Here is an 11,438-nt window from a genome sequence, read left to right on the forward strand (position 1 = left end):
ATGATGTCTGAGTCAAATGCTGATACAAAACTAGAAAATTTTGATGATCTGTTCACGGGAAACCCTGAAAATATTGAAGAAAATCTCAGTGCCCTTTTGCTACAAGCAAAAGCTTTAGAAAACAAGTCAGTATATTTGCAAATCTTATCACAGATTGCGCTTGCCCAAGCGATGCAAAAGAAATTTGATCTAGCTCATAAAACTCTTGATAAAGCAGAAGCAAGTCTCGCTTCAGAGTATGAGCTTGCACAAGTGAGGATTCTTCTGGAGCGAGGGCGTGTATTTCATCAGTCCGGCAATATTGACGAAGCATTACCGCTATTTAAGATGTCCTATGAACTAAGTAGAAAACACGAATTTGATTTTCACACCATCAATGCTGCTCATATGGTTGCTATTGTAGAAAAAAACGTTGACGAAAAAATTGTATGGAATAAAAAGGCAATTGACCTTGCTCAAAAAACACAAGACAAGAGAGCTTACGCATGGTTGGGAGCGATCTATAACAATCTAGCACAAAACTATATTGAAGCTGAGCAATATAGTGAGGCGCATTCTGCCTTCAAACAATCCAAAAATTTTGGAGAAGACAGAGGTGACGTTATTATTGTGCGTGGAGCAAAGTGGGGTATTGCGCGTAGCTTGCGTTCGCTTAATTGTCTGGATGAAGCGCTTAGCGTGCAGCTTGCTCTTCTTGAAGAATATAAGACAATCGCTAAAAAAGGTGAACTGCCTGTTGAGTTGATGGTAGTTGGACGCGGATTAGTCTACGAAGAGTTGGCTGAAATTCATCTTGCCCACATGAAAAAATACGCTGCACTTGCTTATCAAGATTTGTCAAAGGATCCTTGGTGCATTAAGTTGATTCCAGAAAGACTAGAAAAAATGAAAGAACTAGAAATACATAAGTGAATAACGGATAAAAAGGAAGATGAGGAATAAGCGTAATTTTGAAGAATTAAATAAAAATTTAACTTTTATTTTGGCACATTATGAAATTTTTATATAAACTAATATCAACGTGGTGGCTATCTGGAACAGTAAAAAAAATGCCAGGTACTATAGGTAGTTTGGCTTCTTTTCCACTTGTTCCTGTAATATTGAGCAATAAAATTTTAGGTGCAGCAATTATTTCTTTTTTATTCTTAATTGGGTTATGGTCTACAGGTAATTACATAAAACATTACCAAACTTCATACGATCCAAAAGAGGTTGTAATTGATGAAGTAGTTGGACAATTATTAACGATACTTTTAGTTTCATTATTATTAAAGAACCAGGACATTAATTTTTCTTTATTGCTGTTATGCTTTTTTTCTTTTAGATTTTTTGATATAATAAAAACGTGGCCTGTAAATTTGATTGATGAAAATACTAAAGGTCCTCTAGGCGTTATGCTAGATGATGTTATAGCTGCAATTTTAGCCTGTGTTCTTATAGGGACCTTTTATTCTTTATTGTCATTATATGCAGGATAAGAAACTCCATTACTCAAGTTTAATCATTCAAAATCTAAAGGATTATATAATTTACACAGCAAATTTATCTAACTGGGAGGTACACGATAAATTTGAGAACACTATATTTACTATAAATGGTACACGTGAGTCATTATTTAACTTTGTGTTTTGTGAAGATCAATATACTGAGCTATCCATACAAAAAACTTCGGAGTATCTGAAAGCGAGAAACATAGAAGCAACGTGGGTAATAAATTCACATATGAAAATGGATAGTATTTTGGAAAAACATGAAATAAAACACGTCAGCACACCAAAAAAAGCTCTACTTAATATGAAAAATTATCTTTTACCTGCTGACGTTATTCCAAACTTAAAGTTAAATCCTATAAATAGCAGTGACCTTTTAGAGCAGTTAGATTTATATACTTCTAAAATTTTTTATCATAATATTGGAATTGTTAGCACATTTTTTCGTGGAATATCAAACTATGATTATGAAAATTCAGGATTAAGGTTTTTTCTTGTAACATTAAACGATGAGGTTGTTGGAACATGCGGTATTTATGTTCAAAATAATGTAGCTGGTTTTTATAGCGATGGCGTTTTACCAATGCATAGAAATCGAGGAATAGGTACTCAAATGGTTTTAGAGAGAATAAAAATGGCTAAGCAGCTTGGATGCAAATATATAGTAGCACATTGTATGAAACCATCTGTAAACCTTTATAAAAGATTAGGGTTCCAAATGTTAGGCAATCTTTACTTGTATATCTCTTCAGCATAACTTATACACAACCTTATCGAACAATTACAAATTTTTACATCTGTTTAAAAAGTGCTATGTTTTTTCTGTACGAAGTAATTTTAATATTAACTCTAGTATTGTTTTTTCTTTCTTATTCAAAATTAAAAATTAACAATAAAATCAAGAGTTTACAACATCAAAATACTATCGTTAATAATCTAATTGATACTGTGGATGATGGGTTTTATATTTGGGATGCGAAAAAACGCATAGAAAAATTTTCTCCAAATTTATTGGTTTTACTTAACACTGTTTTTTACTCATTTAGTGAATTTGCAAATTTTTTTGAGCAGTCAGATAGCTTGATTAAAAATTTCACTGAAGCAAAGGAAATAAATAAATCCTTTACTCTGGAACTAAAATCAAAGGACAGTGAGGTTTATTGTATATGTTATGGCAGAAGCATAATAGATGATTCTAATAATGTGATTGGTGCACTGTTATGGACAAGAAATATCTCAGACTACAGAATAAAAGCTCACGGACTCGAGTTAGAAAATGAGAAGCTTATTCAAGAAGTGGAGAATTATAAAAATATTTTCAACTCTTTACCATATCCAATACTAAAATATAATAAGCATAAGAAGGTAAAATTTTATAACTTGTTTTATGATAAATATATAAACACTTCTCAAAAATTGGCTGTCACTAACAGCATTTATGGGGATAAATCAACAAAGCATGTTATAACCTGTAAGAACGAACGTAGGGTTTTTGATTTTATTAAAATCCCAACACAAGATTCTGATGAAATGCTGGTGTATGGAAAAGATGTTAGCGATACAGAAAAATTACATACTGAATTAGATAATCATTTAGCTGCGCATAAAAAATTACTTGAGGAGTTACCATTTGCTGTAGCGATATACAGTAAGAATCAAAAGCTAAAGTTTTATAATAACTCTTTCATAAAAATCTTTCAATTTGATCCAAAATTTTTGGCATCTTATCCCACTTATCATGAAGTTATGCTTTATCTTTACGAGTCTAAAAATCTTTTAAAGCAAGAGGATTTTCAAACTATCAGTGACCAAATGGATGAATTGTTTAAAAAATTATTCGTATCACATAACGATATAATCCACCTCACCAATGGGAGAGAGCTTAGAGTGTTAATAATGCCTTACGCTTCAGAGGGTTTGCTCTTCTCCTATGAAGAATGTAAAAGATGAAAGCTAAATTCCTTCTCTTTCTACCATAAGCTGCTTTATTTTCGCTATTGCTTTTGCAGGGTTAAGCCCTTTAGGACAGGTTTTCGTGCAGTTCATAATTGTATGACAACGATATAACTTAAATGAATCATTTAAATCATCAAGGCGTTCATCTGTTTTGTCATCACGACTATCCACAATCCATCTGTAAGCTTGGAGTAATATTGCCGGCCCTAAAAACTTATCACTATTCCACCAATAGCTTGGGCAACCAGTGGAACAGCAAGCACATAATATACAATCAGAAAGACCATCTAATTTTTTTCTATCCTCAGTAGATTGGGTATGTTCCTTATTTGAAACAGCATGTTCATTAGTTTGTAACCAAGGTTTAATTGACTTATATTGTTCGTAAAATTGACTTAAATCTGAGACCAAGTCCTTTATCACATACATATGAGGTAATGGATATATTTTTACGTCGCCTTTTATGTCGTGTATTGATTTAGTACATGCAAGTGTATTGGTTCCATCAATATTCATTGCACAAGACCCGCATATTCCTTCTCTACAAGAGCGTCTAAACGTTAAAGTTGAATCTATCTCGTCTTTGATTTTTATTAATACATCAAGCGCCATAGGGCCACAATTATCCATATCAATAAAAAATGTGTCTACTCTAGGATTCTTCTCATCATCGGCAGACCAGCGATAAATTTGGAATCGTCTGATGTTTTTTGCTCCAACAGGAATAGGATAAACTTTACCCTTTTTATTAATTTGAGAATTCTTGGGTAGAGAAAGCTGCACCATGTTACTTACCTTTTGTTATCTATCGCTAAAATCCTTTTAACTTGTAAATAACATATTTTGTCAATATCCACTATATTTTTATTAGATACCCTTTAAAATTTTATTACCATCGCAGCACAAATCTTCTTCAATTTAAGCAGTAGGTTTTGAGTTTTCTGCCAACATACTTTCATATTGCTTAGCCTCTGAATCAAGACCGAGAGCTGAATATGCTTTTACTAAATAGTTAATAGACCTAGGTAAATAGCTAGAATTTTTATAGCTTTCTATATTCTGAAGACGCTTAATAGCTGCCAAGTATTCACCACGTTTTAGGTAGAATTTGCCGATAGCGTATTCTTTCTCTGATATATGTTCTGTAACCAGTTTTGCTTTTTCCTTTATCTCATCTATATACTCACTGGCAGAAAAAAGATTAATATACTCTGTAGCAAGTTCTAAAGTTTTGTATGCAGTTTGCTGTCCAAGTTGTACCTTATTAATTTGCATGTAATAAGATAATACCCTTAAATAGTACGCGTATGGCAAATTCTCACCATTTGAGTAGATATATATATAATCATCTATACTACTTGCAGCACTGCCATAGTCACCCAAATTATAGCTGGCAACACCAGATAACAACTTTGCTTTCATTGCCCAATCAGACAAAGGATATAAATCCTCAATTGCTTGAAAAGCTCTGATAGCTTGTTTGTATTTTTTTTGGTCAAAAAGCTCAACCGCTTCCTCATATAATTCAGCTTCAGTTTTTTCAACATAGGTACCAACATCCGCATACGATTGCGTGAATAAGGAAAATAAGAGAATCAAATATACAATTGTCGTCTTATACATAGATCTTAAAATAAAAATAAAGTATAGGCCTAAATATTATCTAAAGAAATAAATTTCTGAAATTCTTGTAGTTATCCTCAAATAGCACCTATTCCTCCTACTTCTGTTGGAGTGTATCCACCTCGTGTATTACTACTAACGCTACCTAAGCCCAATGAAGTACCTTTTCCACTGACTTTCACATCAGTTAACTCTTTACTGTATGAATGTATGATTAGTGCGTGTCCTACAATCAAAAGCGCTGTGCCTATAAAACCTAAAGCTAGGCCAAAAGCAGGATTTAAGGATGATGCTAATGCCATTAACATTATCCTTTTTATTAACATTATAGAAGAACCAGCTAACATTAACTGAGCTGCAGGCATATTATTAGTAGTTTTTTCAGACTTTTCATCACTATCAATATGTTTTCCTTCTCCCTCTCCTTTTTCTGCCTCATATTCTTTACTTTTCTGGTATTCGCTGTAACAAAAAGCAGCACTTGTTATAAAGTTAAATAGATTAGAAGTTAAAAAGGCTGCATCTCCTATCATGCTTTCTTCTAATGTCTCGCTTACTATGCTGGCTACAATAACCAATATAGTTAAAACAGCATCGGCGCAATTCATGTAGTCACCAATGTTATAAGGAACGTCTTTCCCCGCTTCTTCTGCTATTTTTCCATTTTCAAGGTCTCTCAGTTCTTGTTCTTTTTGTGCTATTTTTCTATTATTATAAATTAAATATAGAATACACATAATAGACAAAGCCATAAAAGGAAGTATAGCATAGCTTAATGCACAGCCTATTGTGCTGAGCAAAACCCATTCACTATACATTGATGTGAGCTCAACAGCCATAAATGCTGCAAATGGTACCATTGTGGCAAGTGATGCATATTGTCTATATAGCTCTCTTTTTTTTAGCGTTAATAATTCTTCCTCTAGCTCTTCTTTTTTGACTTCTTTATCAACTGCTGGCCAAAAATCTCGAAAAAAATCTTCCATTTCACTTTTAGAAGAAAACCAATCTTTAAAGCTATTTGTGATACTAGTCATACAAACCCAATTAACTTATAAACTATATATATTATACAGGATTGTAACTATTTAGTCAATTTCATGAAGATGTTAACTCTTTCTTAAGAAATTCAATAAATCTATTACATAACCTTTATTTAAGTGAAAAACCGACAGCCCTCTCCTGTGCCATGCAAGTAACGTGACATGTTGTCATTCGCGTGCTTTTTTCTTGTCATCCCAGTGCGTGACAGGCTTTGTTGCATAGCTATGGAGAAAAAAGCTGGAAGTTACTGACTAAATTCATTATAAAACAGGCATTTAACCGACAAAGGAAAAAGATGCCAGTCAAAATGAAAGTCAGTAACCAAAGTGAATATAACAAATTTCTTCAAGAAAGGGGAAATATTTTTCATTATATCAACGACGCCATTGAAAACTGGCACGAAAGTAGACCAAAAGTAGCAGGTGGAAACAACATTTACAGCGATAAAGTTGTGATTTTAGTTCACATAATAACCTATCTTTTCAGAATTGGCTTGAGACAAACAGTGGGATTTATAGCAGGATACCTCGAACAAATAGGAAAAAGCCTACAAGTCATCAGCTATTCACAGGCCTCAAGAAGATTTAAAAAACTGAATATTAAGATTAATGACAACAGGGTTGATAAAAATAATATGGAAAATATTGAAATTGCTATAGATAGCACTGGTATTGGCATCTATAACACTACTGCTGGCCATAACAAAAAAAATAATGAAGTGAGACAATACAGAGGGAGAGAACAAGCAAGAAAAATGCATGTAATGTTAGATATAAGCAGCAAAAAAGTTATGGATTTAAAATACACTGAACTATATTATCCTGACCACTGGGCAGCTAGTAAGCTGATAAAAAATGATTATGGTAAAATAGAAACGTTATATGCAGACGGTGCATATGACAGAGCCATGATTTATCAGCAATGCTACAAACTTAAAATAAAAACGAAAATACCACCACAAAATAATGCAGTAGAGCATCAGAATTTGGATTATATGGCCCAAAGAAATACTGCAGTTAGGTTAATAAGATCGTTTGATGGATATACAATAGAGAGAATAAAGCAGTGGAAAAAGGAGGTAGGGTACGGAAAAAGATCCTACATAGAAGCATTCTTTTCGCGATTAAAGCAAATATTTGGGTTTAGTTTTAAGAATAAATCTGAGGTTAATCGTGAGAAGGAACTGCTACTCAAGTGCTATTTGCTGAATAAATTTACCGATATAGGTATGGCTACATTTCAGGTAGCCTCATGAACTTATCATATACTACCTGCTACCGACTAGCTATGCAACAAAGCCTGCGTGACACTGGGATGACAAAAGGCGGTCTACTTGGATAACAGAGAGCTTTGTAAGAAATTCAATCGATTTGTTTTATGCCAGCCACAACATAGTTATAACCGGACCACATAGTGATAACTGCTGCAATCCACAGACACATCTCACCTATATGTTGAGCTACTTCGTAATTATCAATTATTAATGCTACTACAGCAGCCATTTGTAGAAATGTTTTTATTTTCCCAGCTTTGCTAACAGGCAAGCTAACATTTGTAGCTATAAGGAATTCCCGTAAACCTGAGACCAATATCTCCCTACAAACAATGATAATTGACGGTAATATTGTAAAATCATTTATTTTTTGTTTGTAAACCAACATAATTATTGTTGAGACTACTACTAATTTATCAGCAATCGGGTCAAATAGTCTACCGAACTTTGATTGCACTTTCCATACACGTGCTAAATAGCCATCAAAAAAGTCTGTAATGCATGCAAATATAAAGATTGATATTGTTATTAAATTCGCATATTTATTTTCTATATAAAAACTTAATATTATTGCTGGTATCGCAAGTACACGTGAGATTGTAAGCAAGTTAGGTAAGTTTTTCTTAAGCATTCAATATAATTTTACCGAGTATGTTAGATTTATACAGGAGCATAGCGCAATCCACAAGCTAATAGTTTGCAATTGAACATTTCTAAAAATTCCATATACTTAAAAAATTATTGGCCACGAGCTTAAATATAAGGACGTAATAATGAGTGATGATTTAGACAGCACTACGAAACAAGAGGCACTTAAATACCACAATAGAGGCAATAAGCCTGGTAAGATTTCTGTGCTCCCAACAAAGCCTTTATCTACACAGTATGATCTGTCACTTGCTTACTCTCCTGGAGTTGCAGCTCCATGCCTTGAAATAGCTAAAAATCCTGAAGCAGTTTATGATTATACGGCAAAAAGCAACTGTGTTGTAGTCATTTCAAATGGCACTGCAGTGCTTGGGCTTGGTAATATTGGCCCTCTTGCTTCAAAGCCTGTAATGGAAGGTAAAGCTGTTTTATTTAAGCGTTTTGCTGATATTGACGCTATTGATATAGAGGTAGATACAGAAAATATAGAAGATTTCATAAATGCTGTAAGATACCTTGGGCCAAGTTGGGGAGGAATAAATCTTGAAGATATAAAATCTCCAGATTGTTTTATAATAGAGAAACGTCTAAATGAATTGATGGATATTCCAGTCTTCCATGATGATCAGCATGGAACTGCAGTAGTAGTTGCAGCTGGTATGATAAATGCCCTTGATATAATAAATAAAAAAATAGAAGATGTTAAAATTATTATGAACGGTGCTGGCGCAGCTGGCATAGCTTGCCTTGAAATACTCAAATCTATGGGTGCTAAAAATATAGTGCTTTGTGACAAGCAAGGAGTAATCTATACAGGCAGAAAAGAGGACATGAATGAATGGAAAGAAAAATATGTAGTTGATACTTCTGAACGCTCTTTGCTTGATACAATAAAAGGTGCTGATGTATTTATTGGGTTATCTGCAAAAGATGTATTAAATGAAGAGATGTTAAAAAGCATGAGTAAGGACCCAATTATTTTTGCCCTTGCTAACCCTGATCCAGAGGTAAGACCTGAGTTTGCCAAGTCTGTGCGACCTGATGCAATAGTAGCAACTGGTAGATCAGATTATAATAATCAAGTTAATAATGTAATGGGATTTCCATATATATTTAGAGGAGCGCTTGATGTACGCGCAACAACAATCAATGCTGAAATGAAAATTGCAGCTGCAAACGCAATAGCGAAACTTGCACGTGAGCCAGTGCCAGATGAGATATCTGCAGCCTATGGTGGTCGTAAAATGAGTTATGGCCGTGAGTATATAATACCGACTCCATTTGACCCCAGATTAATTTCTATAGTATCTCCTTCTGTCGCAAAAGCTGCAGTTGACTCTGGTGTTGCAAAAAAAACAATACAAGATTGGAATGAATATGAAAATCAGTTAAAATCTCGCCTTTCTCGTGTTCTTGATGTACTGAATTTACTAGCTTCACTACATGGCTGAAGTGCGTGATACTGTACATCTAGATTGCTACATCGACACTGTCAGTCAATAATTCAGTAGTATGCACTTCTCTCAAGGCAGTCAATGTATCCATTTTAGGGTCATTTTGCTTCTCTCTACTTACTTTTTCACAAATCTCTGCAATGCCGTAGCCTATTAATGCACCAGCAACGGTAGAAAATACTGCAATAGCGGCAATAATAGGCAAAGTAGCAGCTCCTGCAAAATATGCAATAGTTGCTCCGATAATCGTGCCAACAATTGCACCAACAACACCCATAATCTCTTTACTAAAGCTTTTATTATCATAGACGTTTGACTTGCTTTGAGGTCTGTGATGGGTTGTTTGTGGATTTGACGGTGGTATACTTTTTTTAGGAGTATTATCTACAGATTGTGCTATTTGTTTAGGCTGTTCACTTTCATTCTGTGTTTGACCACGATTATCACATAAAGGAACAGCAGGATTAGGTATTGGTGCCTTAGGTTGTGGTTGTTCGTAATATTCTGTGGCTGTTGTTGTAGTAGATTTTTGTGTTCCATCATATAAGTCAAATCTACTGGTAATGCGTGACTGCAGCTCGTGATCCATGTCATCCTTTCTATCAAACAAAGCACTTAGTGCTAAGTTTAACCTTTCCTTATCATCTTGTATGTTATCTAAAAATTTTATTATAGCGTATTCATCATCTTCTTCAATTTTTACATTAATATTTTTACGTTTTATAAATGCCATATCAATATTATAATACCAGGGGTCAGTATACATTATATGTATTCCACGAGAAACTACTTGATTAGCAGTCGGATTCAGATGAGAATCAACCTTTTCTGCTGTAATTTTAGCACCATTTTGTAAACATTCTCCAGGTGTACTTACAAGAGGGTTTTGGGCTTCTTCCGTTGCAGGTTCTGTTTCAGTTTGATCTTGTGGTAACTTCACAGTATTTGATTGCTTTAATACCGGTTCCATAAGGTCTTTAATATCGCACAATATTTGTTCAAAATTCCCATGATTAATCCTTAGCAATGCCTCCACGCAAGCTCTCAAGTCCTTTACATGATCAAGCGTTTCCTGATTAATGGAATACAAATAACTGCCTACAATACAATTATTAATTCCAATAAGCAGTTTTATATAGGTATCATTATCAAAGTTATTTTTTGCATAAATAATTAAATTCCTTAATGCTTCTAGTTTGTCACTATACTCCTCTTTGGTATTTTGTTTAGCTGTCTTTTCATCTAAAGCGGCATAAGGAGATTCAGGATTTGTCTTTCGTGAGCTTTTAGTTCTTGATTTCTTTTTGTATTTAATTTCAATGCCTTCTATAAAATCGTCAATTTCTTGAGTTATTTCTATTTGCGTCTTTTCAGCAAAATATTTGACCAATATAATATGACCGTTTATCCTATTGACTGAATTTTTAGGTTTATTCTCAGTATAATGTTTTAATTCTTTTATAATTTTTTCAGGATTATGAAAATGCTGAGCAAGACATTTTATAAGCTTGAGGTCTATTTCTATATCACTTTTTAGCCACCATTCATCTTTAAGTTGTATAAGCTCTTCTTCTAATTCACTAATATCTGCTTCTAATTTTTCTATAGCCTTGTTAGGCTCTAGGGATATTAAATGATCGATCCAGTTATACCAATCATACTCAGAATTATCTCCTGATAATTGATTGCTCTCTGCAAATTGCACTCTTCCTTCCTGTAACCCTTCCTCTTCTGAAGATGATAATTTTTCTTGACCATTAGAATGAGTAAACATACTTGCTGTATAATTATCGAACATATTCTTGATATAATTAACGAACATCATTTTATTACCTACTTAACATCATTAGTATATATTTCAATATTACCTAAAATTTTAACATTTGTCAATTGAGGCACGCACTGTTTGAAATAAACTGACAGCAAACAACAAAAACTTTACAGAGTGGC

General features: G+C 33.7%; 11 protein-coding genes. 6 read left to right on the forward strand and 5 right to left on the reverse strand.

Translation table 11 applies throughout. The annotated features are described in order from the left end of the window. From ASM33_RS06585 to ASM33_RS06600, 4 genes are all read left to right on the forward strand, one after another. On the forward strand, positions 1-912 hold the full coding sequence (locus tag ASM33_RS06585; RefSeq protein WP_157956388.1) for a tetratricopeptide repeat protein: 912 nt from the start codon (positions 1-3) through the stop codon (positions 910-912). A gap of 80 nt (positions 913-992) precedes the next feature. Further along, positions 993-1,478 carry a phosphatidylglycerophosphatase A family protein gene (locus ASM33_RS06590; protein ID WP_110409863.1) on the forward strand — a complete coding sequence of 162 codons (486 nt, stop codon included), beginning with the start codon at positions 993-995 and terminating at the stop codon, positions 1,476-1,478. Next, the gene (locus ASM33_RS06595) at positions 1,468-2,247 is read left to right on the forward strand and encodes a GNAT family N-acetyltransferase (protein ID WP_110409862.1); all 780 of its coding nucleotides are present in this window, start codon (positions 1,468-1,470) and stop codon (positions 2,245-2,247) included. The genes ASM33_RS06590 and ASM33_RS06595 overlap by 11 nt, the downstream gene beginning before the upstream one ends. Positions 2,248-2,303: 56 nt before the next feature. Beyond that, positions 2,304-3,440 carry a hypothetical protein gene (locus tag ASM33_RS06600; protein WP_110409861.1) on the forward strand — a complete coding sequence of 379 codons (1,137 nt, stop codon included), beginning with the start codon at positions 2,304-2,306 and terminating at the stop codon, positions 3,438-3,440. 3 nt (positions 3,441-3,443) lie between these two features. On the opposite strand, the gene ASM33_RS06605 is transcribed toward ASM33_RS06600, so the two are convergent. The 3 genes from ASM33_RS06605 to ASM33_RS06615 all read right to left on the reverse strand — a co-directional run bounded on the left by ASM33_RS06605 (position 3,444) and on the right by ASM33_RS06615 (position 6,106). After that, the gene (locus ASM33_RS06605; RefSeq protein WP_110409860.1) at positions 3,444-4,232 is read right to left on the reverse strand and encodes a succinate dehydrogenase iron-sulfur subunit; all 789 of its coding nucleotides are present in this window, start codon (positions 4,230-4,232) and stop codon (positions 3,444-3,446) included. Between the two features lie 132 nt (positions 4,233-4,364). Further along, on the reverse strand, positions 4,365-5,069 hold the full coding sequence (locus ASM33_RS06610; RefSeq protein ID WP_110409859.1) for an outer membrane protein assembly factor BamD: 705 nt from the start codon (positions 5,067-5,069) through the stop codon (positions 4,365-4,367). 77 nt (positions 5,070-5,146) lie between these two features. Continuing rightward, on the reverse strand, positions 5,147-6,106 hold the full coding sequence (locus ASM33_RS06615; protein WP_110409858.1) for a hypothetical protein: 960 nt from the start codon (positions 6,104-6,106) through the stop codon (positions 5,147-5,149). A gap of 302 nt (positions 6,107-6,408) precedes the next feature. Here ASM33_RS06615 and ASM33_RS06620 point away from each other — a divergent pair, with 302 nt between their 5' ends. After that, positions 6,409-7,368, forward strand: coding sequence for an IS5 family transposase (locus ASM33_RS06620; RefSeq protein ID WP_110409857.1), 960 nt, complete (start codon positions 6,409-6,411; stop codon positions 7,366-7,368). A gap of 106 nt (positions 7,369-7,474) precedes the next feature. Here ASM33_RS06620 and pgsA read toward each other — a convergent pair whose 3' ends face one another. Then, a complete protein-coding gene (pgsA, locus tag ASM33_RS06625) occupies positions 7,475-8,017 on the reverse strand; it encodes a CDP-diacylglycerol--glycerol-3-phosphate 3-phosphatidyltransferase (RefSeq protein ID WP_110409856.1) in 543 nt (180 codons plus the stop codon). Between the two features lie 142 nt (positions 8,018-8,159). Here pgsA and ASM33_RS06630 point away from each other — a divergent pair, with 142 nt between their 5' ends. Continuing rightward, entirely contained in the window at positions 8,160-9,485 is a 1,326-nt protein-coding gene (locus ASM33_RS06630; protein WP_110409855.1) for a malic enzyme-like NAD(P)-binding protein, read from the forward strand. A 19-nt stretch (positions 9,486-9,504) separates the two neighbouring features. Here the strand turns inward: ASM33_RS06630 and ASM33_RS06635 are convergent, their stop codons facing one another. Beyond that, a complete protein-coding gene (locus tag ASM33_RS06635; protein WP_110409854.1) occupies positions 9,505-11,286 on the reverse strand; it encodes a hypothetical protein in 1,782 nt (593 codons plus the stop codon). Positions 11,287-11,438: the final 152 nt, after the last annotated feature.

It is taken from the genome of Wolbachia endosymbiont of Folsomia candida (assembly GCF_001931755.2).
In the GTDB taxonomy this organism is placed as follows: Bacteria; Pseudomonadota; Alphaproteobacteria; order Rickettsiales; family Anaplasmataceae; genus Wolbachia.